This window comes from Amycolatopsis sp. NPDC058340 (assembly GCF_042723975.1).
Lineage (GTDB): Bacteria > Actinomycetota > Actinomycetes > Mycobacteriales > Pseudonocardiaceae > Amycolatopsis.
Map to the genome: position 1 here is coordinate 278,242 of NZ_JBHXIB010000001.1, position 22,411 is coordinate 300,652.

The 22,411-nt window shown below is 69.3% G+C and carries 15 protein-coding genes; 10 read left to right on the forward strand and 5 right to left on the reverse strand.

Annotated features, from left to right (window positions below; all coding sequences use genetic code 11):
* Position 1: 1 nt before the first annotated feature.
* Positions 2-589, forward strand: a complete 588-nt coding sequence (locus ACFWIW_RS01370; protein ID WP_378366576.1) for a DUF3558 domain-containing protein — start codon at positions 2-4, stop codon at positions 587-589.
* Here ACFWIW_RS01370 and ACFWIW_RS01375 read toward each other — a convergent pair.
* Positions 573-1,664 carry a hypothetical protein gene (locus tag ACFWIW_RS01375; protein ID WP_378366577.1) on the reverse strand — a complete coding sequence of 364 codons (1,092 nt, stop codon included), beginning with the start codon at positions 1,662-1,664 and terminating at the stop codon, positions 573-575. The two genes, ACFWIW_RS01370 and ACFWIW_RS01375, sit on opposite strands and share 17 nt — an antisense overlap.
* Positions 1,665-1,760: 96 nt before the next feature.
* Between ACFWIW_RS01375 and ACFWIW_RS01380 the strand changes: the two genes are divergently transcribed.
* On the forward strand, positions 1,761-2,480 hold the full coding sequence (locus ACFWIW_RS01380) for a TetR/AcrR family transcriptional regulator (protein ID WP_378366578.1): 720 nt from the start codon (positions 1,761-1,763) through the stop codon (positions 2,478-2,480).
* On the opposite strand, the gene ACFWIW_RS01385 is transcribed toward ACFWIW_RS01380, so the two are convergent.
* From ACFWIW_RS01385 to ACFWIW_RS01395, 3 genes are all read right to left on the reverse strand, one after another.
* Positions 2,481-3,218 carry an SDR family oxidoreductase gene (locus ACFWIW_RS01385; RefSeq protein ID WP_378366579.1) on the reverse strand — a complete coding sequence of 246 codons (738 nt, stop codon included), beginning with the start codon at positions 3,216-3,218 and terminating at the stop codon, positions 2,481-2,483.
* Between the two features lie 89 nt (positions 3,219-3,307).
* Positions 3,308-6,154, reverse strand: a complete 2,847-nt coding sequence (gene leuS / locus ACFWIW_RS01390) for a leucine--tRNA ligase (RefSeq protein WP_378366580.1) — start codon at positions 6,152-6,154, stop codon at positions 3,308-3,310.
* Between the two features lie 170 nt (positions 6,155-6,324).
* A complete protein-coding gene (locus ACFWIW_RS01395) occupies positions 6,325-7,476 on the reverse strand; it encodes an esterase-like activity of phytase family protein (protein WP_378366581.1) in 1,152 nt (383 codons plus the stop codon).
* Between the two features lie 65 nt (positions 7,477-7,541).
* Between ACFWIW_RS01395 and ACFWIW_RS01400 the strand changes: the two genes are divergently transcribed.
* Positions 7,542-7,964 (forward strand): SdpI family protein, encoded by a 423-nt coding sequence (locus ACFWIW_RS01400; protein WP_378366582.1) that lies wholly within the window; start codon positions 7,542-7,544, stop codon positions 7,962-7,964.
* Here ACFWIW_RS01400 and ACFWIW_RS01405 read toward each other — a convergent pair.
* Positions 7,961-8,542, reverse strand: a complete 582-nt coding sequence (locus ACFWIW_RS01405) for a YqgE/AlgH family protein (RefSeq protein ID WP_378366583.1) — start codon at positions 8,540-8,542, stop codon at positions 7,961-7,963. The genes ACFWIW_RS01400 and ACFWIW_RS01405 overlap by 4 nt on opposite strands.
* Positions 8,543-8,750: 208 nt before the next feature.
* On the opposite strand from ACFWIW_RS01405, the gene ACFWIW_RS01410 reads away from it, so the two are divergent.
* From ACFWIW_RS01410 to ACFWIW_RS01440, 7 genes are all read left to right on the forward strand, one after another.
* Entirely contained in the window at positions 8,751-10,013 is a 1,263-nt protein-coding gene (locus ACFWIW_RS01410; RefSeq protein WP_378366584.1) for an MFS transporter, read from the forward strand.
* A gap of 83 nt (positions 10,014-10,096) precedes the next feature.
* Positions 10,097-10,717, forward strand: a complete 621-nt coding sequence (locus ACFWIW_RS01415) for a YbaB/EbfC family nucleoid-associated protein (protein WP_378366585.1) — start codon at positions 10,097-10,099, stop codon at positions 10,715-10,717.
* Complete coding sequence (locus ACFWIW_RS01420; protein ID WP_378366586.1) at positions 10,717-11,046, forward strand: WXG100 family type VII secretion target; 330 nt, start codon at positions 10,717-10,719, stop codon at positions 11,044-11,046. Before ACFWIW_RS01415 ends, ACFWIW_RS01420 begins: the two co-directional genes overlap by 1 nt.
* 10 nt (positions 11,047-11,056) lie before the next feature.
* Complete coding sequence (locus tag ACFWIW_RS01425; RefSeq protein ID WP_378366587.1) at positions 11,057-18,244, forward strand: toxin glutamine deamidase domain-containing protein; 7,188 nt, start codon at positions 11,057-11,059, stop codon at positions 18,242-18,244.
* Positions 18,241-18,687 carry a hypothetical protein gene (locus ACFWIW_RS01430; protein ID WP_378366588.1) on the forward strand — a complete coding sequence of 149 codons (447 nt, stop codon included), beginning with the start codon at positions 18,241-18,243 and terminating at the stop codon, positions 18,685-18,687. Before ACFWIW_RS01425 ends, ACFWIW_RS01430 begins: the two co-directional genes overlap by 4 nt.
* Before the next feature lie 5 nt (positions 18,688-18,692).
* Positions 18,693-20,162 (forward strand): TNT domain-containing protein, encoded by a 1,470-nt coding sequence (locus ACFWIW_RS01435; RefSeq protein WP_378366589.1) that lies wholly within the window; start codon positions 18,693-18,695, stop codon positions 20,160-20,162.
* On the forward strand, positions 20,163-22,409 hold the full coding sequence (locus ACFWIW_RS01440) for an ADP-ribosylglycohydrolase family protein (RefSeq protein ID WP_378366590.1): 2,247 nt from the start codon (positions 20,163-20,165) through the stop codon (positions 22,407-22,409). It abuts the gene before it with no gap.
* Positions 22,410-22,411 lie beyond the last annotated feature (2 nt).

Below are 22,411 nucleotides of genomic sequence, written 5' to 3' on the forward strand. Positions count from 1 at the left end.
GGTGGCCACCGGCACCCTGCTCCTGTCGGCTTGCGACGGCGACCGCACCAATCCAGGTACGCCGACACCAAGCGCATCTGCCTCGTCATCAAGCGCGAGTGTCCCGAACAGCGGAGCACCCGCTGTTCAGAACCCACTGCCGGCCAAGGTCCTCGACGGAAGCCCCTGTGACAGCGCGCTGACTCCTCAGCAACTCGAAACCTTCATCGGCGAACCGAGCCCTGGTAAACCCAAGACCGACGTCCTCGGCACCGCCTGCGACTGGAGCTCTGCATCCGGTAGCGGCGCAGGATTCTCGATCAGTTACCAGACCAAATCCGATCAGGGAATCAGCCTTCCTTACAAGAACGTGAAACCGAAGGCGGCTCGCTGGGTCGAACTCGATCCCATCGACGGTTATCCGGCGATCGGCTACACCAACATCCAGGATGACAATGGCTGCGCCGTCGTGGTCGGAGTCTCGGATCAACTCGCCTATTCGGTCTCTCTTTCCCTTGGCGACAAGGCGACTCAGCAGGGCAAGGACGGCTGCGTCCTTGGCCGCGACGTGGCCGCCGAAGTCCTGAAAAACCTCAAGGGGAGGGCGTAAGCCGCGCATAGACGGCCGCCGCGCCTTTGGTCAGGTTTTCGCGAGTGGTGGCCGGATCGGTCTTGGCGGCGACGAGACTGATCCGCACCATCGAGCGCCCGCTCGGGAACAGGACCTGGCCGCCGTCGGCGCCGAAGTGACCGCAACTGGCCTCGCCGATCGGCCTGGCCAGCGCCTCGCCGCGGTCGAAATCGCATTGCTCGCGAACGGCGGCGATGGCGGCGGCCGGGTCCGGCACGGACAGCACGGTCTGGCTCACGGAGACGTTCGGCGCGATTCCCTCCGAAAGATCCACCTGACCGGCGCGATCGCAGCGCATCTCGACCGTGTTGTACTTCGATCCGGGGGTTTCGCTCAAACTGAACAGATCCCGCTGCAGACCGTCGGTCGGCCGTTCGGTGATCGTGGTGAAGACCTCCGCCGGGAAGGCGGCGCAAGGGTCGGCGACGAGGTCGTACGGCGCGGGATAGCTCCGCACGGGCATGGACCGCGGCCCTTTGGCGACGTTCCGGCGGATGCCGTCGAGCAGCTTGGTCAAGGCGGCTTCGGGGTCGGGGAGCTCGGTGAAGCCGGAAATGCCGAGTTCCAGGATGTTGTAGTCGGTCTGGAGGCTCACCCTGATGTCGTCGGTGCCCCGGCGAGTACCGACCTTCAGGACGGCGTCCCGCCAATCCATCCGCAGCGAAAAGCGCGAGTGCAGGACGTTCAGGTGCACGCTCGTGCCGGACAGCTCCGGCGCGCCGGACACGGTGACGCCGCCGCCGCAGGTACTCACCCACGAGCCCTTTCCGGCGAGTTCGGGGCGGTCGCCGTCGGTGGTGCTCAGTCGATCGCCGCCCTGGAGGACACCGTCCTTCAACGCCATCCCCGCGCCGGCCAGGACCTCGGAGGTCAGGACCGCGCACGCGTTGTGGACGAATCCGCCTTGGAAGGTCGCGGGTGGTTCGGCGCTGGGAGCCTCCTTCAGCAGGAAGCGTTGCGGTGGCGGCGGGGCGGCGGTGTCGGCGGGGCCGGATCGAGGCAGGCAAGCCGCGCCGAGCAACGCGGGCACGACCAGCAGAAGTACACGTTTCATCAAGCCGGAACGCTACGAGTTGCCGTCGCGGAAGCCAGCCCACTCCGGAGTGGTCCATTTGCCGCGAATCCCGTACTGACCACCTAGAATGCGCGGATGACCAACACCGGCCGCAGGGGTCGCGAGCGGGCCGCGACCGATCAGGACATCCGCCGGACGGCGCGGGCGCTCCTGGTCGAGCAGGGGCCGGAGGCCGTGACCCTGCGGGCGATCGCGCGAGAGCTCGGCATCACGGCGCCGGCGTTGTACCGCTACTACGGTTCCCGCGACGATCTGGTCGAGCATCTTCGCGCGGACGTCGTCGCGGATCTGGCAGCCGGGCTCGCCGAGGACATCGCGCAGCTGCCGGACGAGGGCGCGCTGCGGCTTTTCGCCATCTGCAAGGGGTTCCGGCGCTGGGCGCTCGCGCACACCAAGGAGTTCACGCTGGTCTTCGCCTCACCCGCGGGCGACGACACGTTGAGCAGGCTCGGCGAGCCGTTCGGGCGGATCTTCCTCGCGGCGGCGGGCCAGGTGCTCGCGACGCACGATCTGGTGACGCCGTCGAACGACGTGGTCCCCGCCGAATTGCGCGACGATCTCACGTCCTTCCAAGAGGAACTCCTCGCCGTGCTGAAGGAGTCCGGGGCGACCTTCCCGCTCGAAAAGCTCGACCTCGGCGTGACGTACCTGATGATCCAGTTCTGGGCCCGGCTCTACGGGCACGTCACGCTCGAGGTCTTCGGCAACTATCCGATCCCGTTCTCGAAACCGGACGTCCTCTTCGACGCGATGCTGGCCGATCTCGCGCGCGAGATCGGCCTGTCCACCGAGTGACTACGCCGCGTGCCCGCCGTCGACCGAGACGGTCGAGCCGGTCACGTACTTGCTTTCCGGCCGCGCCAGGAACGACACGGTGGCGGCGACCTCCGACGGCGAGCCGTAGCGGTCGAACGCCGTCAGGCTCCGCTGGTCGGCGGCGTACGGGCCGTCGGCCGGGTTCATGTCGGTGTCGGTCGGGCCGGGGTGGACGATGTTCACGGTGATGCCGCGCGGCCCCAGTTCCCTGGCGAGGCCCTTGGTCATGCCCAGCAGCGCGGTCTTGCTCACCGCGTACAGCGACATACCGGGGCCGGGCACGCGGTCCGAGACGCAGCTGCCGATGGTGATCACGCGGCCGCCGTCGCCGAGGTGCTTGGCCGCGGCCTGGGTGGCCACGTAGACACCGCGGACGTTGATCGCGAGCACGCGGTCGATGTCCTCCAGGCTCGTCTGGTCGAGCGGGCCGACGAAGCCGACGCCCCCGTTGTTGACCAGCACGTCGAGCCTGCCGAACTCGGCGACCGCCGTGTCGACCGCGGAGACCACGGCCGCGGCGTCGGCGCTGTCGGCCTGGATCGCCAGCGCACGGCGGCCGAGCGCCTTGATCTTGTCCACGACACCGGCCGCGAGTTCGGCGTTGTTCTGATAGGTGAGCGCGATGTCGGCGCCGTCCTCGGCGAGCCGGATCGCCGTGGCGGCACCGATCCCGCGGCTGCCGCCGGTCACCAAAGCCACCTTGCCGTCGAGGGTCATGGGGTGTTCTCCGTTCGATTTCGTTGTCCTTGAACAACTCCATCGAATCGCCTCACGACCCTCGACGCTGGCGCAAATCGGCCACGGCGTTACAGCACGATGTTGACCAACCGTCCCGGCACGACGATCACCTTGCGCGGGGTGCCGTCGCCGACCAGCGCGGCGACCTTCTCGTCGGCCAGCGCGGCCGCCTGCACGGCGTCCTTGCCCGCGTCGGCGGGCACGGTGACGCGGGACCGCACCTTGCCGTTGACCTGGATCGGATACTCCACCGAATCCTCGACCAGGTACTTCTCGTCGACGACCGGGAACGGCCCGTGCACCAGGGAATCCGCGTGGCCCAGGCGCTTCCACAGCTCCTCGGCCAAGTGCGGGGCCAGCGGCGCCAGCATCAGCACCAGTGGCTCCACCAGTTCGCGCGGCGTGGCCTCGGCCGAACCGTAGGTCTTGGTGACGTAGTTGTTCAGCTCGATCAGCTTCGCGCCGGCGGTGTTGAACCGCATCTCCGCGTAGTCCTCGCGGACCCCGGCGACCGTCTTGTGCAGCTGCTTGCGATCCTCGTCCGTGGCGTCCACATTGGACACTCGCAGCTCGCCGGACTCCTCGTCGACGACCAGGCGCCACAGCCGCTGCAGGAACCGCTGCGCGCCGACGACGTCCTTGGTCGCCCACGGCCGCGAAACGTCCAGCGGCCCCATCGACATCTCGTAGAAGCGGAAGGTGTCGGCGCCGTAGTCGGCGGCCATCTGGTCAGGCGTCACGACATTCTTCAGGCTCTTGCCCATCTTGCCGTATTCCTGCTTGACCTCTTCTTCGCCGAAGAAGAACTTGCCGTCGCGCTCCACGACCTGGTCGGCCTGGACGTGCACCCCACGGGCGTCGGTGTACGCGTACGCCTGCACGTAACCCTGGTTGAACAGCTTCCGGTACGGCTCCCTGGACGACACGTGGCCCAGGTCGAACAGCACCTTGTGCCAGAACCGCGAGTACAGCAGGTGCAGCACGGCGTGCTCGACACCGCCGACGTACAGATCCGTGCCGCCGGGGTCGTCGACGCCGTGCTCGGCGGGCCGCGGCCCGACCCAGTACGCCTCGTTCTCCGGCGCGACGAACACGTCCTGGTTGGTCGGGTCCAGGTACCGCAGCTGGTACCAGCAGGAACCCGCCCAGTTGGGCATGGTGTTGATGTCGCGGCGGTAGGTCTTCTTGCCCTCGCCCAGATCCAGTTCGACCTCGACCCAGTCGGTGGCGCGCGCCAGCGGCGAGGACGGCGTGCTGTCCCTGTCCTCCGGGTCGAACGTCACCGGCGAATAGTCGGCGACCTCGGGCAGCTCGACCGGCAGCATGCTTTCCGGCAGCGCGTGGACCCGGCCGTCCTCGTCGTAGACCACCGGGAACGGCTCGCCCCAGTAGCGCTGACGCGAGAACAGCCAGTCGCGCAGCTTGTACTGGACGGTGCCGCGGCCGTGCTCGTTCTCCTCCAGCCAGCCGATCATCGTCTTCTTGGCCTCGTCGACGCCCATGCCGTCCAAGAAGCCCGAGTTGATCGCCGGTCCGTCGCCGGTGAACGCCTTGCCGTCGAAACCTTCCGTCGGCTGAACCGTGCGGATGATCTCCAGGCCGAATTTCTCGGCGAACTCCCAGTCGCGGGTGTCCTGGCCGGGGACGGCCATGATCGCGCCCGTGCCGTAGCCCATCAGGACGTAGTCGGCGACGAAGACCGGGATCTCCTTGCCGTCGGCCGGATTCACCGCGTAGGAGCCGGTGAAGACGCCGGTCTTCTCCTTGTTCTCCTGACGGTCCAATTCGGACTTGCGCGAAGCGGCGGCGCGGTATTCGGCGATGGCTTCGGCCGGGGTGGCGGCGTCGCCGGTCCAGCTCGCGTCGACGCCTTCCGGCCACGTGGCGGCGGTCAGTTCGTCGACCAGCGGGTGCTCGGGCGCGACCACCAGGTACGTGGCGCCGAACAGGGTGTCCGGCCGGGTGGTGAAGACCTCGATCTTCTTGTCGCCGGACGCGAACGAGACCCGCGCGCCGTGCGAGCGGCCGATCCAGTTGCGCTGCATGGACTTGACCTTCTCCGGCCAGTCCAGCAGATCCAGGTCGTCGACCAGGCGATCGGCGTAGGCGGTGATCCGCATCATCCACTGACGCAGATTGCGCCGGAACACCGGGAAGTTGCCGCGTTCACTGCGGCCGTCGGCGGTGACCTCTTCGTTCGACAGCACCGTGCCCAGACCGGGGCACCAGTTCACCGGCGCCTCGGAGAAGTAGACCAGCCGGTGCGTGTCGATGATCTCCAGCTGCTCGGCGCGGGTCAGCTCGCACCAGTTGCGGCCGTCGGGCGTCCGGCGCTTGTCCTGCGCGTACTCGGTCTCCAGCTCGACGATCGGCCGGGCCTTGCCCGCCTTCTCGTCGTACCAGGAGTTGAAGATCTGCAGGAAGATCCACTGGGTCCACTTGTAGTAGTCCGGGTCGATCGTCGAAATCCGGCGACGCTCGTCGTGCCCCAGCCCCAGGCGCCGGATCTGGCGCAGGTAGGTCTCCATGTTCTCTTCGGTCGTCTTGCGCGGGTGCTGCCCGGTCTGCACCGCGTACTGCTCGGCGGGCAGCCCGAAGGCGTCGAAGCCCATCGTGTGCAGCACGTTGCGGCCGATCATGCGGTGGTACCGCGCGAAGACGTCCGTCGCGATGAAGCCCAGCGGGTGCCCGACGTGCAGGCCGGAGCCCGACGGGTACGGGAACATGTCCTGGACGAACAGCTTGTCCGACGGGACCTCACCGCTCTCGTCCGCGAGCGGGCCCACCGGGTTCGGTGCGTGGTAGGTGCCGTGGTCGGACCAGTAGTCCTGCCAACGCTGCTCGATCTGGCCCGCCAGCTCCGCCGTGTAGCGGTGCTGAGGTGCCGCGTCGGCGCCTTCGCTCGCCTGGTTCATCGCCGAAATCCTCCGTGCTCATCCACGTCAAGCCACTCCAGAAACAACTCGACCCCTCAGCCCGGAGGGCATGAGGGGTCGCCGCGCTGGTCCCGGCCGTTCGGCCGAGTTCAGCGCGGCAGGCTAAGGAGCAGCCGAGCCGTGTTCATGGGGCCAGTTTAACGCCCAGGTCAAAGGCGTTCCGAGGGGACCGCCAGAGCGATGAACTGGGTCACCTGGGTCGCGGAGAAGTTGTTGTCGCTGACCAGGACAAGGCTGCGCTCCCCGTTCGGGAGGGGCGGGCCCCAGGTCATGCCCTCGACGTTGTCCACCGTGGACAGCTTGAAGTCCGCGAGGTCCGCGAGCAGCCGCTTCTTGACCGGCTTGACCTTCTTCGCGTCGGCCAGCGAGGGCGTCTTCAGGATGTTCGTGGCGCCCTTGGTGTCGATCTCGTAGATGCGGATCTTGTTGCCGACGCCGGTGACGAACGACCGCTCCATCACCAGGTAGCGGGTCGGATCGGCCTGGTCGACGGCCAGCAGCGACGAGATGCCGGTGGTCGCGAACGCGCCCGGCGGGTTCGGCGACGCGAAGACCTTCTCCTGCGGGTACGCGTACTGCGCGAGGACCGGCCCGAACCGCGACTGCACGGTGATCCGCGAAAGGGCGCCCGACGTGGTGTTCGCCTCCGGACCGTCCTGGAGCAGCGGGCCCTCGACCGAGCTGGCGATCAGCGACCCGAAGCCCGCGAAGGTGAGGCCTTCGAAGGCGAGGTTCTGCCGCGGCCCGGCCGTCTCGGCCATCTTCTCGTTGGCGGGAATCGGCAGGTCACGGACGTAGGCGCCGTCGCGCTTCGCCTCGCGGATCGACGGGTCGATCCGGGCCGCGGCCGACCGCTCGCCCTCCTGGGACCAGACGTACTGGCCGGTCCAGGGGTCGACGCGCAGCTCCTCGGGGTCGATCGTCTGCATGTTCGGCGGCTGGGCCGGGTCGTTCTTCGCGAGCGGCGGGTACGGCGTGCCGTCGGGACGCAGGAGCGGCTTGGTGCCGGTGAAGGTCACCGGGCCGAGTCCCTTGGCGTCAAGGGTGAACTTCGCCGTGTAGAACCGCGCGGGGTCGATGGCGGAGCGGTCGTCGCAGATCAGCGCGTACTCGCCGGTGCGGGGGTCGAAATCGATGCTGGACAGGCCGCCGACGACGGTGCCTTCGAAGGGCAGGGCGTTCGGGACGATCTGTTCCCCGATCAGGCGAAGCGGACGGTGACCCGCTTCGGCGGCCGGTGCGGCCATCAGGGTGAGGGGAACGGCCCCGATCAGGGCGAGAGTGAGAGCACGGCGTGACATGGCCTGTAGCACAGTCGATCAGGGTATCCGGCAGGTTGCCGGGACGTCACGCTTATCCTCGTGGAGTGTTCGTCATAGCGCTGGTCCCGATCGTGCTGGGTGTCCTCGTCGGCTGGGGTGGATTCCTCGGCCTGCGCGAGAAGCTGCCGCGTGACCGCGGCGCCGGCGTGCGCACCGCCGCCACGATGCGCAGCGAGGAGGCCTTCCGGCTCGGCAACAAGGTCGCCGGTGTCCCCACACTGGCGGGCGGCCTGATCGCCGTGCTCGCGGGGATCGCCGCGCTGGTCATGCCGACGACGTTCGGGCTGCTGCTCGCCTCGTTCGTCGGCGTTGCCGGGATGATCGCGCTGGTCGCGGCCGGGGGAGTGCTCGGCAACCGCGCCGCCGCGACGGTGCCGGAGCCCGAACCGGAGCGGCCCGCCGGCTGCAGTGGCTGCGCTTGCGGCACCTGCGGCGTCTTCAAGAAGGCCGACACCGCCACCGCCTAATTGCGCTGGAGGTCTCCTGGGTGGGTGGCCAGCAGCGCCAGCGGGATGCCCTGACGCCGCAGCACCTGGCCCCACAGGTCGTGGTGCGGCGACGCGAGGACGTCGCTGGGCAGCGCCGGGACGATCACCCAGTCGTCGCGGTCGATCTCGTTCGCCAGCTGGCCGGAATCCCAGCCCGCGTACCCGGCGAACACCCGCACCCCGCGGACCTTCGGCACCAGGATCTCGGGATCGGTGTCGAGGTCGACCAGCGCGACCGGGCCGCGGACGGCGATCACGCCGGGCACGCTCGACGCCGTCTCGCCGGTCCGCAGCGCGGCAAGGCACAACGCGGTCTTCTTCTCGACCGGCCCGCCGACGAACACCGACTGCGGCTCGGCGACGTGCCCGCCCCAGTTGGGGAGCACGTCGTACACCGGCACGTCACTCGGCCGGTTGAGCACGACGCCGAGCGTTCCCTCGTCCCGGTGATCGATGACGAACACGACGGTTCGCCGGAAGTTGGGATCGAACATCGTGGGGGCGGCGACCAGGAGCGTTCCCGGTTCGACCTCGGCGTCCGCTGGCACGTCCGCCATGATCCCACTTCGAGCGGGGACAAATCGTCCGGCTCTGGGAACAACAGCATCACGAGCACCGTTGGACACAACGGTCGGTGCGCTTTCCGTGTCCCCCGGGCTCACTGAAGAACCGCCTTTGTGGAATACCGTCCGGCTGGAGCCACACTGCGCATAGCCGCCGAGAGGCGACCTCAAAGCGCATCGACCACCTTTATAGGCTGCTGCCGTGACGACCACCGCCACGGCGCCCACCAGGGCGTTCGTCCGCGACCGTGACTTCCTCCGACTACTGTTCACGCGGTTCTCCGCGCACTGGGGCAACGGCATGTACCAGGCCGGGCTGGCCGGTGCCGTCCTCTTCAATCCCGAACGCGCCGCCGACGCGCTCGCCATGGCCGGCGGGTTCGCGGCGTTGCTGCTGCCGTACTCGATCGTCGGCCCGTTCGCGGGCGCGCTGCTTGACCGCTGGGATCGCCGGAAGGTCTTGATCTTCGCGAGCCTCCTGCGGTCGGTCACCATCCTCGCGACGGCCGTCGCCGTGGGCTCGGGCGCGGCCGGGATCGGGCTGTTCTCCCTGGCGCTGGCGTCCGAAGGTGTCTCGCGGTTCATCGGCTCGGGGCTGTCCGCGTCGCTTCCGCATGTCGTCGAAGAGAAGTCCGTGGTCGCCGCGAACGCCTTCGCGGCCACCTGGGGTTCGGTGCTCGCCGTCGTCGGGGGCGGCTGCGCGATCGGCCTCCGCGCGCTGACCGGCGCCGACGACGCCGGTTCCGCCTGGGTCACCGCCGTCGCCGCGCTGGGCGGGATCGGCGCCGCCGTCCTCGCCGCCGGATTCACGCGCGGGCTGCTCGGGCCCTCGACGGTCGACGAGCCGTCGAACCCGGCCCTCGCCGTCGCCCGAGGCCTGGCCGACGGCGCGAAGGCGGCCTGGCGCACGCCCAGCGTCACGGCCGGGTTCGTCGCACTGTTCGCCCATCGCGCGTCGTACGGCATCTCGCTGCTGGTGACCGTGCTGCTGATGCGCAACCACTTCGCCGCCGGGATGACCGGGCTGGGCCAGATGGCCGCGTTCGCCGGTGCCGGGATCCTCGTCGCCGGGCTGCTGACCGCCCGGCTGATCAAGCGGTTCGGCAGGGTCCGCGTCGTGGTGGGGGCGCTGGTGCTGGCGGCGGTCGCGCAGTCCGCGCTCGGGCTGCCGATGGCGATCCCCACCGCGTTGCTCGCCGCGTTCCTGGTGACCGGGGCCGGGCAGGTGCTGAAACTGTGCGTCGATTCCTCGGTGCAGCTCGACGTCGCCGACGAGGCGAGGGGGCGGGTCTTCGCGCTCTACGACACGCTTTTCAACATCACCCAGGTCGTCGCGGTCTCGCTGGCCGCGACGGTGATCCCGGCCGACGGCCGCTCGCCGGGGCTGCTCGTCACGGCGACCGTGCTCTACCTGGCGGGAGCCGCCGGTCATCTGCTCACCGTGCGAAAACGCCAGATCCGGTGATATGGCGCGGGCGTTGGCATTAGGGTGACGCTTACCGACACCGGGTGGCGTATGCCCGGGATCCAGCACCAGCGGGGGCTCAAGTGACGACGGCCGGCGACGACAGCGCACGCCTCGAAGCGCGCAATGCCGCCATGAAGGACCAGGTCGACACGCTGCTCGAACAGTTCGAGCGCCAGACGGCCCAGCTCCGGGACGCGCAGGAAGCCGCTTCGCAGACTTCGGCGACGGTGGTCTCGCAGGACGGCCTCGTCCGTGCCACCATCGACGCGACCGGCACCCTCGCCAAACTCGAGATCCAGCCGAACGCCTTCGAGCGCACCAACCCCGCGCAGCTGGCCAACACCGTGCTGACCCTGGTCCGCCAGGGATCGCTGCAGGTCAAGCAGCAGGTGGCCGAGCTGATGGCCCCGATCACCGAAGGCCTGCCGGATCTCTCGGACTTGATCGAAGGCGCGCCTTCGCTCCAAGGGCTGATGCCGGCCATCCCGGATTTCCTCGCGGCCGAAGAAGAAGAGGCACCGGCGAAGTCCGACGAAGACTTCGACGCCCCGCTGATGATCAAGGACGACACCCCGCCGCCTCCTCCGCCACCGCCTGCTCCGCCCGCGCCGCCGACACCGAAACCGGTTCCGAAACGGGTGCGCCAGCAGGACGACGATGAGGAAGAGCCGCCTTCGAGCTGGCTGACCAGGGGGGTCTGATGCCGAACGGTGGGGGCGGCGCCGGATTCACCGCGGATCCGGACGCGGTGAAGTCGGCCGCGGCCAAACTGGGGATCGCCGCGGACCAGCTGGACGAAGCCGGCAAGGAACTGCTGGCCGCGATGAACTCGCTCGGCCAGTGCTGGGGCAACGACGACGCGGGCAAGGAGTTCGCGAAGGACTACGAGCCGGGCGCGCAGGGCTCGTCCGAGGGATTCGCGAACGTCGTCGAGGCGCTGCGGGGGATGCAGCACAACGTCGAACGGTCGATGACCGCGTTCACGAACGCCGAGGAAGAGATCAAGTCGACGCTGGACAAGAAGGTCTAGCGCCGTGGGTATGGAGATGCCCGACGCGGTCAAGTGGCTCTTGCCGATCGTCGTCGGTGAAAGCTGGCCCGAAGGCGACGAGGACAAGCTCCGCGAACTGCGCGACGCCTGGCACAACGCCTCGAAGGCGATCCAGCCGATCGCCGACACCGCGACCAAGGGCGCCACCGAGGTCCTCGGTGGCTGGAGCGGCCAGGGCGCGGAGAAGTTCGCCGAAGCCTGGAAGAAGTTCGTCGAGGGCGACGAGGCGTACTTCAAGTCGCTCGCCGATTCTTCGAAGGCGCTCGGCGACTCGTGCAACGCGACCGCGCTGGACGTCGAGTACACGAAGTACATGATCATCATCTCGCTGGTGATCCTCGCCGCGCAGATCGTCGCGATGATCGCGGCCGCTGCGGTGACGTTCGGCGGATCGACGGCCGGGATCGCGCCCGCGCAGATCGCCACCCGCATGACCGTCCAGATGATCTTCCGCCAGCTGATGCAGAAGCTCGCGCAGGAAGGCTTCAAGAAGGTCGCGAAGGAACTCCTGGAGAAACTGCTCAAGGAGGGCCTGAAGAAGATCGGCAAGGAAGTCCTGCAGAACACGGCGATGAACCTCGCCATGGACGCGGGGATCCAGGGCCTGCAGATGGCCAAGGGCGACCGCGACAGCTGGGATTTCAGCAAGACCAAGGATTCCGCGATCAGCGGCGCCGTCGACGGCGTGGTCGGTGCGGGCAGCAGCAGTATCGGCAAGGGCGCCACCAAGGGACTTTCGGATAGCGTCGGCGGACAGATCGTCGACAGCGCGGCGCGCGGTGCCGTCCGCGGTGCGGCCGAAGGGGTCGCCAGCACGGTCGGGCAGGCCGCCGTCACCGGTGACCTGGACAAGCTTTCGGCCAAGGACGTGCTGATGGGCGCGTCCGGCGGGGCGGTCGGCGGCGGTGTCGACGGGGCCAAGAGCCAGATCGGCGACATCAAGGCCGCGAACACGCCCGGTCCTTCGGCGGGTGACGGGCCTTCGACGCCGGATGTGGATACCGGGGATTCGGGGACGCCTTCGCGTACGCCGGGTTCTTCGGACTCGGGTTCCGCTACGCGGTCGGACACTTCGTCGGGGTCGGACACTTCTTCGGATTCCGCTTCGCGGTCGGACTCTTCTTCGTCGGATCCGGACTCTTCATCGGACTCCGGTTCGTCCACGCGGTCGGACTCGGGTTCTTCGGCGGATCCCTCTTCGCGGCCGGACTCTTCGCCGGATCCGGCGCCACGGTCCACTTCGGACAGTGACGCTTCGCCGCGGAGTGCCGATCCGCAGCCGCAGCGGGCGGCCGACGGCGACCGGGTCAGCCAGTCCTCGACGCAGGCTCCGGAACGTCCGGCGGACGCCCCGGCGAACACCGGTGACGGTCAGCGTGCGGCGCAGAACGCACCGGCCGCGGACAACGGATCCGGTCAGCAGCAGCAACAACAGGCCGCGGCGGGGAATCAGCAGCAGGCACCCGCCGCCCAGTCGCAAACCCCCGCGGCGAGCCCTGCCCAGACACCCGCGAGCGCTCCGGCACAAACGCCGGCGGCCGGTCCGTCACAGGGACCGGCGCCGAGCCCGTCGCACAGCCCTTCGCCGAGTCCCTCGCAGTCCAGTGCGATGCCGCCCGCCGCTTCCGCTGGTGCGCCGTCGAGTTCCGGTGGCTACGGCATGGCGTCGAACCCCGGCTCGTCCGCTCCGTCGGGTGGCTACGGCATGGCGCCCGGCGGCAACCCGCCCGGCAATGGGCCCACGCCAGGCGGCTTCCCGCCTGGCGGACACGATCCGTCCCGGCCCGCACGGCCGAACGACAGCGTCCAGGCCGCGGGCCTCGCCGGCAACGGCGGACCGCAGCAGCCGCGGTTCGACCAGCCGCCGATGCCCTTCCAGGGCCAGCAGCCGATGCAGCCGCCGCCTCCTCCGGGTGGTTTCGCGCCTCCTCCTCCGCCGCCTCCGGGTGGTGGCGGCGGACCGATGCCGCATCGAGGACAGCAGGGGCAACCCGGCCCGATGGGGCCGCGTCCGACCGGGCCGCAGCCGCCGCCCCCACACCACCCTGGTCAGGGTGGACCTCCGCAGCGTCAGCGTCCTCAGGGGCCGCCGCCTCCAGGGCCGCAGGGTCCGCCGCGGCCACCACAGGGTTATCAGGGCAGGCCCGGCCCCGGTCCGGGCCAGAACGGCGGGGTTCCGCCGCGCCCGCAGACACCTCCGCCCGGTCCGCCTCCTGGCAACCGCGGTCCGGCGGGATATCCGCCGCGGCCCCAGCATCCGGGCAACGGCCCGTTCCCCGGCAACCGCGGCCCGATGCCGCCGCCTCCGCCCGGTCACCACCCCGGTCAGCCGGGACGTCCCGGACAGCAGCCCGGACGGCCGATGCCGCCCGGTGCCGAACCGCCGCGTTTCGGTGGTCCGCAACGTCCGCCGCAGGTCCCGGCCCCGCGTCCCGGCCACGACGCGAACACCGGGCCCCAGCAGCGTCCGCCGCAGCAGCAGCCGCCGGTGCGGCCGGTCGAGCACGCGCCGCAGCAGGTGCCGCAGGACCGCGGCGGGAACCCGCCCAAGGACACCGAGCTCCCGAAGGACACCCAGGCTCCCAGGGACACCGAAGTCCCCAAGGACACCCAGGCTCCCAAGGACACCGAAGTCCCCAAGGACGCCGAGACGCCGAAGAACGTCGAGGCCCCGAAGGACGTCGAGACCCCCAAGGACCCCGACGCTCCGCACGACACCGAGGCGCCCCAGGACGTCACGCCCGACGACAAGACCGACAGCACCGACGGGGCCGACAAGACCACTGTCGACGAGCCGTACCTGACGGACCCGGATTTCCACACGGACGATCCCGCCGCTTACCGCGCGCTCGCCGAGACGCAGATCGACAAACGCGGTTTCGACAAGGACACCGGGGAAGCGCGGAGCGAACAGGTCCGCCGCGAAGGTCTCGCCAAACGCGACGCCCACGAAGATCCGCGTGTCAAGGAAATGTCGGATCAGGGCGCCTACGCGGTGCACAGCTACACGCGCACCGACATGGCCGAGCGGATCACGCACGCCCAGCGCCACGGCGGCCCGGAGCTGGACGCGCTCCGGCCGCATATCGAGGCGATCACCTCCGGCCTCAACGAGATGCCCGCCTACGAGGGCCTCGTCTCGCGGCGGGTGAACTTCGGCGGCAACGAGAGCGCGATCCGGGCCTTCCTCGAAGCGCACGCCAAGGGCCAGGTCATCGTCGACCCGCAGATGCTGAGCACGTCGCGGGTCACGCCCGAGCATCCGCGCAGCAACTTCCCCGGCGAAGTCGAGATGCGCATCCAGTCGAAGACCGGACGCCACATCGAAGACCTCGCGTCCAAAAAGGACGAACGCGAAGTGCTGATGAAGTCGGCGACGCAGCTGCGGGTCACCGACGTCAAGATGGGCCCGGGGCATCCCGAACACCCGGACTACAAGAAGCGGCTGGACGACGGTTCGCCGAACGATCTGCCGAAGTGGATCGTCGAATGCGAAGAGGTCGTCGCCGGTGAAGACGGCCACCTGAGACCGGACGAGGTCCACCAGAAGGTCGCCGAGCGGCGCGACTACAACAACGCCGTGCAGGAGCGGCTGGCGCAGGAGGCCGCCGACCAGGAAGCCCAGCTGCGCCGCGATCACCCGGAGCTGTTCCAGAACCAGGGCCTCGGCGGGCTCGAAACCAAGCTGGCCGACGGCAAGGGCGGCTGGGTCGACGCCGCGGACGCGCCGGTCCGGGAGGCCCCGAAGCCGCCGAGGGAGCACGCTCCCGACGGAGGCTGGTCCGAGCTGGCGAAGCCGCTCGAAGAGGGTGGGACGCCGGTCATCCACGCCGGTTCGACCGAGACGCCGCACCAGCAGGTCCGGCTGGTCATGGACGAGCTTCCCGCGATCGGCGAGGCCAACACCCGCAACTACTACGCGCCCGAATCGTGGAAGGACGGCTACCAGACGAACTCGGCCGAGGCACTGGTCGCGTTCGAGAACCGGATGAACGGTGGCGACGCCGTGGCCGGGCCGTCGACGGGTGGTTCGCCGCTGCAGCACGTCAGCGACCGGCTCGGCGGGCAGTGGTCGGATCGGAACGGTTTCGCCGACATCGCCCGTGAACTGGGCGAACGTCCGGTCGGTGCGCGGACCGCGGTGGCGTTCGAGCATCACGCCGCCGCCGATCCGAACGCGCCGGAAGGCTCACCGCGGTCCAAGGACCGGATCGAGACGCGCATCGTCGCCGCGGTGAACACGCCGCACGGCGTGGTCTTCGCCGACCCGATGACCGGGCGGCTCGCGACGCTGCCCGACGATCCGACGTCGATCAAGGCGATGCCGATGGGCGGCGGCGACGCTCCGCACACGCCGGAAGCGCCGGAGCGCACGCATACCGAAAGCCCGGTCCAGGAGCAGGCGCCCAAGACCGAACTCGACATCGCCGAGCGGCTCAAGGGACCGGAAGAAACGCCGGCCCGAATCGACGAGAGCTACCTCGGCGACGAGAACTTCCGTGGCACGCCTGAGGATCACAAGAGCCTCCGTGACCGCTACGACAGCGCCGAACTCGCCGAGCAGGCCCGCGAAAAGGCGTTGAAGCGTCTCGAAGCCAGCCCGCTGAAGGACCGCGTCTCGCCCGAAGCGGCCGAAGCGATCTACTCGTACTCGCGCGAACACGCCTACGCGATCAACGAAGCGAACCGCAAGGGTGAGTCGCACCCCGACTTCGAGAACGCCCAGCGCAGCACCAGGGCGATCGTCGGCGCGCTCAACGAGCTGCCGGACTTCCACGGCGAGGCCATCCGCGGTATCGACACCAAGGGCGACATGCAGGCCGCCGCGATCATGGCGGCGCATTACGAGCCCGGCCAGACCGTGCCCGAGCCGACGATGACCAGCTCCACCATCAAGACGTCGCCGGACACGAAGTCGAAGTTCGGCCAGGACGTCGAGATCCACATCGTCTCGAAGACGGGCAAGGACGTCTCGTCGCTCGCCGAGAACCCCGGCGAGAACGAGGCCATCAACAAGCCGGCCACGCAGCTTTACGTGCACAGCAAGGAGTTCAAGACTCCGCCGCTGGTCGACCGGCCGAAGTGGGTCATCCACGCCGAAGAGGTCACGCCCGGCGACCCGCGCTACCTCGACCCCGAGACCGCCAAGCAGAAGATGGACGAGCGGCGGGCCCGGCACGCCGCGGAGGCACCCGAGCTCGCGCGCCTCGCCCAGGCGCAGTCGATGGCGCGTCTCGGTGGTTTCGACGAGCCGCAGACCCCGCACGTCACCACGGAGAACCCGGCGGACCACAAGGTCGCGGACGCCGACAAGGGACCCGAGTACGGCGAGCAGCCCGTCACCGACGACACGATCGAGCTCCGCGCCCCGGAGCGCGACTACTCGTCGATGGCGGTCGCGACCAACCCGCCGAGCGAGCCGGCGATCCACGCCGGTTCGGCGAGCCCCGAGCAGCAGGCCGCGTACATCGCCGACCGGCATCCGCGGCTCGGCGAGGTCAACCCGCATTTCAACGACCCCGACGCGCTGGCGAACGGTTACCGCTCCAACTGCACCCGCACGCCGGGCGCGTACATGGACCGGCTGAACGGCATCGACTCGACCGCCGGCCCGCTGCTCGTGCACGAGATGGACAGCCGCGGCACGCTGGAGCACGTCGAAGAGCGGTTCGGCGGGCAGTTCTCCGACCGCGCCGACTACGACACCGTCATCCGCGAGATGCGCGGCATGCCGACCGATCACCACGCGGTGGTCGCGGTGAAGTACCTCGACGAGAACGGCGTCGAGCGCGGCCACGTGGCCATGGTGGCGAACACGCGTGACGGCGTCGCGTTCATCGACCCGCAGTCGGGCGCGCTGATGAACCTGCCGCATCCGCCGCTGGGCGTGAAGCTGATGCACGTCGGGGTCCCGGAGGGCCCGGCCGCGCAGCACGCCGACGCCCACACCACGCGATCGGAAACGACGCGGCCCGTCGACCCGCGAATCGCCTACGCCAGGGACGACACCCCCGACGTGCAGCCGTCGCGGATCGGGCCGGACGGCCGTCCGATCGTGACGCCGCCGCACGACGCGGGCTACGGCATGGCCCACGACGAGCCGTCGCACGGGGACCGGGCCGATGGCGAGCGGTTCCTGAACGATCCCGAGGTCGCGGCCGCGGTGGACGGGCTGGACCCGGACAAGAAACGGGCCGTCCACGAGGACGAGAACGGCGTCAAACACGACGTCGGCCCGATGCGGGACTTCATCCGCGAGCAGCTGCCCGCGCATCCGGAACTCGTCCGGCTGATGGAGCACCCGGACAACGCGTACCTGCGGGCCTCACTGCTGAACAACCCGATGACCATCGGCAGCCTGCTGCTGCACCCGGAAGCCATCCCGATCCTCGAAGACGCCCTGCGCGACGTCGACGAACGCGGCTACCAGATGATCGACGACGTCCACCAGGACGGTCCCGGCGACACCCCGCTGACGCAGGAGCAGCGGGACCTCGCGAACGCGGCGGCGGATATCGCGGACGCCGCGGACCCACAGGATCGGTACCACGCCGGATTCGATCGCGCGGACAAGGGCGATCCGGCGAAGATCCAGGAATTCCTCGACGCCGAACGGGAGGCGTGGCCGCGGAACCAGGGCGATCTCAACCGGATCGCCGAGCGGATCGCGGAGGACAACAACGGCGAGTCTTCGGGGCGTCCCGGTCCGAAGGACGACGACCGCGCGAAGGCGAAGATCGCGGGCTACGACGGCGACGCGTCGAAACTCACCGACCTGGTGGGCGTGAAGATCCAGTTCGACACGCTGGCCGACGTCTACAACGCGCTGGACGCGGTGATGGCCGATCCGGATCTCGAAATCGTCAGCTTCGACGACCGGTTCGCGAATCCGCAGGACAGCGGGTACCGCGATCTGCAGATGAACGTCCGGTTGCCGAACGGGCACGTGGCCGAACTGCGGCTGCACCTGCGGCATATCGACACCGTCTCGGCCTACGAACACGCCCTGTACGAGGTCCGCCGCGACTTCCCGACCTACAACCGGACGCTGGACGAGGACAACAAGAAGCGGTTGTCCCCGGAACAGGCCCTGCTCGAAGCGGCGCTGATGGACCGGGTCCGGGAGAAGTTCATGGCCGGACTCCGCAAGGGGCTGCCTCCGGAGGAGAACACGTGATCCAGACGCCGTCCTTCTACACGTATTTCGGGAAGACCTACCGCGTCGAGTCGACTCCCGACGGGGGCCTGACGGGTTACCTCCTCAACCTGAGCTCCGGCGAGTTCGACGAAAAGCCGGAACACGTCCGCGAGGTCCTGCGGGCGATGGCGAGTTCGGACATCAGCAAGGTGCCCGAGGAGAAATTCGTCCAGGAGACCGAACGCGCCCGTGCGTACGAGCTCAAGGGCGACGGTCCGATCTTCGCGCTCTACGAGACCATCGACGGCCTCTACCAGCAAGCGAAGCGCGAGAACCGTCGCGTGGAGCCGCAGGAATCGGCGTTGATCAAGTCGCTGCGCAAACGCACCTTCAAGATGTGGGAGGACGAACTGGCCCGCCGCGCCGCCGGTGAGCCGCCGTCGTTCCGCGCGGAGCCGCGTTTCCCGAACCGGGCGCGATGATTCACGTGGAACAACTCACTCCGGAACAACAGCGCGGGCTACTGGTCCAGATCGGCAGGCTCATCCTGGCGGGTATCACCGACCCCGCCCACGCCGCGGTCGCCGATTTCCGGCAGGCCGGGGAGCACACCGAACTCGAGGGCCACAACCTCGCGCCCGCGCCCGAGCTGAACGAGCTCTTCGGCAGGCTCCGCACCGGGATGTACACGACCGGCCGGGGGACCTGGCTCCAGTCGCGGTTCACGCTGAAGCCCGACGGCACCTTCGACTTCGACTTCACCCTCGACGACGAGCCGTCGTGGACCGAGGCGCCGCCGACCTCGGCGTATCCGGACGAGCTGGCCGCGTTCCCGCGAGAGGACGAGCACGTCCCGGACTGGTGGCGGTTGCGCGCGCAGCTGCCGTTGCGCGTCGAGTTCCGGCACGCCCGGATCGTCGACGCGTACACCGAGGGCGAGCCGCCGGTGGTGGACCGGCCGGAGCTCGACGAGTCCGAAGCGCCGCTGATCGCGCAGTACCTCGAACGTGAACCGGCGATCCTGTCCGGCAGCGGGCTCGGCAAGGACATCTTCGATCCGGAGGCCGACGGAGACGTCCCGGAGAGCTACCACACCGACGGCACCTGGATCTGGCACGCGTCCGTACCGCACTACCTGCGGAAATACGGGATTCCGCCGGAGCCGGAGCTGGTCGCGCACATCCGCGGCCAGCGGTTCCAGCCGCCGTACGTCGAACATCTGGTGCGGCGGACCGCGGAAGCGGATCTGCTCGGGAAGCGGAGACCGAGACCGGGCCGCTCCGACGTCAAGAAGACCGAGGGCGACATCGCCGCGGAGCTGGAGACGTCGCCGAATCCGGACCTGACCGACGAAGAACTCCTGGTCGTGCTGGTCAGCAGGCTCGGCGAGCACGCCGTCTGGCCGGAGGCCTACCGCATCGGCGACCGCGCGGACGGCGCCTGGTGCCTCAACTTCACCGAGAAGGGCTGGGAGGTCGCGGCCTACTCCGGCGGCGCCGCGGTCTCGCCGAAGTATTTCGACGAACTCGAAGACGCGTCGCATCAGCTCCTCGGCGCGCTTCTGCTGCATCCGGCGAGGATGACCGCCGGACACGAGACGCCACTGGAGACGGCGAAGGAACTCGCCGACTGGCCGGTGCAGGCGGCACCGGGTGAGCCTCCCCTCACCTTGCTCCGCAACAAGCGCGTCAGCCGGATGGTCGCCGGTACGGTCGTACTGCGGTTCGGCGAGGAAACCGGCAATCTGGTTCACCACGGAGGGGTACGGTTCGCCACGACGTCCCTGCCGCTGGAACGGGAGCGTGTCGGTGGGACCTACCGGCTGCGACGCCCGCTCCACGTGATCATCGGTGTCACCGTCCCTTGGGCGAACATGCCTGGTGGGGCGGTGGCCTACGTGCTCCCGAGGACCATCGCCGAGCACGTGTCCGACGGCAGCCTGGAGAGGATCGAGTAGGTGGAATCGGCGGAAGCGGTAGCCAAGGTCGAAGAGTGGCTGCGCGCGGTCCACGGTCCGGACGTGTCCGAACCGGGCGGCGCCGGCCTGCGCGTGAACCACGAGAAGGTCCTGCGTATCCCCGAGGGCTGGTCGGTCCCCTACAACACGATCGCCTTCCTCGACGAGGGTCATGCCGAGAAGGAGATCTTCCCGCCGCCGTCGGTGATCGTGCGCGAACCCGACGGCGAGCTGCGCCAGGCGCATCCGCAGCCCGGCGGGCTCAGCGTCCCGGTCGCGTTCCCCGGCCAGGAGGCCTGGCGCGAGGTCGTCGACCCCGAGTACGCCAAGGCCGGTCTCGGTGACCTCGGTGTCCCGCCTGCCGTCGTCGCGGGCTGGGTCAAGGTCAACGCGGAAGGCGTGCAGACCGGGGAGGAACGGGAGAACCCCGAGTACAAGGCCGGTCCGATCCGCCGTGGTTATCCGAAGCCGGAGAACAAGCTCGAAACGCTGCTGTCGTTCGCCAGCGTCGGCTGGCTGACCAGGGAACAGCTGCTCATCGGGCTGCTGCGCTGCGAGGTCTACGTCCCGCTCGACCTGGCGTCGGGCAAGACGGAGCGGTTCTACTTCAACGAGGAACGCGCCGAGCTGCGGGTGTTCAGCTCCACCAGGAACCTCCCCTCCCGCGAACACGGGTACTGGAAGGTCGACATCGCCACCCTCGCCGGGTACGAGAGCCCGCCGAACCTCGTGATCAACGGCGGCCCGGCGACGTTCGAGGACGTCAGCGGCGCCGAACTCGCCGAGACCGCGCAGCGGTTCCCTCGCCGGGGCCCGGGGGTCGACGTCAACGAACGCTGCCCGGAAGCGGAACCGGAACTGGAGACCTTCGCCGCCGAAACCGCCGCGAAGATGGGCCTGACCGAGCCGGTGAAGCCGCCACTGGCGGCGGCCGAGCGGGCACGCCGCCGCGGGTTCGAGCTGAGCGCCGAGGAATGCCAGAAGACCGTCCTCGGCCAGTCTTGGCTAGCGCGGCTCAAGCAGCCGGAGCCACCCCGCGCCCGCCCGAACGACCTGCGGGCGAACGGGCTGGCGCCGGGCTACGACAACGAAGGCCAGATCCAGCCGCGTCTGGACACCTTCGGCAAGTACTTCGACCGAGACCGCTCCAGCTCGCGTTACGGCTGGCAGCGCGTCACGGGCGCGTACGTGGGCTTCGCGCTCGGCGAGGCCCTCGGCGCGGCCGTCGACCGGATGCGGCTCGACGAGATCCACAACACCTACGGCCCCGAGGGTGTCTCCGATCTGACGGTCGCCTTCGATCTGCCCGGTCGCGTCGGGCCGCTCACCCAGCGGCTGCTGTTCTACACCGAGGCCGTGATCCGCAGCCCGCATCGCGAGCAGCCGGAGAATCGCGACGCCGAAAAGGCGCTCGGCACGGTCGCCCGCAACTCGCTGATGCGCTGGCTGCACACCCAGGGCGCGCCGCTGGACAACGCCGACGGCTGGCTCGTGAAGGTGCCGGAACTCCGCGTCCGCCGCACCCCCGACGACGCCGAGCTGAACGCCTACCACGCGCTGGCGACCATCTCGCCGACGGCGATGCCGATGAGCGGGCCGGACGCGCTGGTCGCGGCGCTGCCGGCGGCGATGACCGCGGCCGGGCCGGGGAGCGCGATGAGCGGCGGCGTCCGGCAGGCGGTGCGCGACCTCGTCGCGGTCACGCATCCCGGCGAGGTCGACGTCGAGGCGGCGACCTACCTGACCTGGCTGTTCGAACCCGCGTTGACCTCGGAGGCGTTCAGCTACCCGATCTGGAACACCTCCCGCGAGATCTTCAACGACCAGAATCCGCACCAGCGGGGACCGGTCTGGGCGGATCTCAAGGCGATGGTCGCGGAATCGGTGCCGTTCTTCGGCAAACACGGCCTGCCCGATCTGCGGGTCCCGGAGCTGATCGGCGACGGCAAGGGCACGCTTTCCGTGCTGGGCCGCGCGTTCGCGGCGCTGTCCGGTTTCGAGAACTACCCGGAGCAGGCGTTGCTGCGGGCGGTCAACCACTCGGGCCGCAGCGCGATCACCGGAGCCATCGCGGGCGCGCTGCTCGGCGCCCGCACCGGTATCCCGGGGCTGCCGCAGAAGTGGGTCGAGCAGCTGGAACTGCGGTACCTGCTGGAGAACATCGCCACGGACGCGTTCTGGCACTTCGACCGCCACTCGGCGCTGCACGAGGTCGACGGCTGGTCCCAGCGGTATCCCCGCTGGTGAAC

Bases quoted from the DNA above. Each gene is read 5' to 3' on its own strand.
- ACFWIW_RS01375 (WP_378366577.1), bottom strand. From the start codon at position 1,664: ATGAAACGTGTACTTCTGCTGGTCGTGCCCGCGTTGCTCGGCGCGGCT.
- ACFWIW_RS01380 (WP_378366578.1), top strand. From the start codon at position 1,761: ATGACCAACACCGGCCGCAGGGGTCGCGAGCGGGCCGCGACCGATCAG.
- ACFWIW_RS01420 (WP_378366586.1), top strand. From the start codon at position 10,717: ATGCCGAACGGTGGGGGCGGCGCCGGATTCACCGCGGATCCGGACGCG.
- leuS (WP_378366580.1), bottom strand. From the start codon at position 6,154: ATGAACCAGGCGAGCGAAGGCGCCGACGCGGCACCTCAGCACCGCTAC.
- ACFWIW_RS01425 (WP_378366587.1), top strand. From the start codon at position 11,057: ATGGAGATGCCCGACGCGGTCAAGTGGCTCTTGCCGATCGTCGTCGGT.
- ACFWIW_RS01395 (WP_378366581.1), bottom strand. From the start codon at position 7,476: ATGTCACGCCGTGCTCTCACTCTCGCCCTGATCGGGGCCGTTCCCCTC.
- ACFWIW_RS01405 (WP_378366583.1), bottom strand. From the start codon at position 8,542: ATGGCGGACGTGCCAGCGGACGCCGAGGTCGAACCGGGAACGCTCCTG.
- ACFWIW_RS01385 (WP_378366579.1), bottom strand. From the start codon at position 3,218: ATGACCCTCGACGGCAAGGTGGCTTTGGTGACCGGCGGCAGCCGCGGG.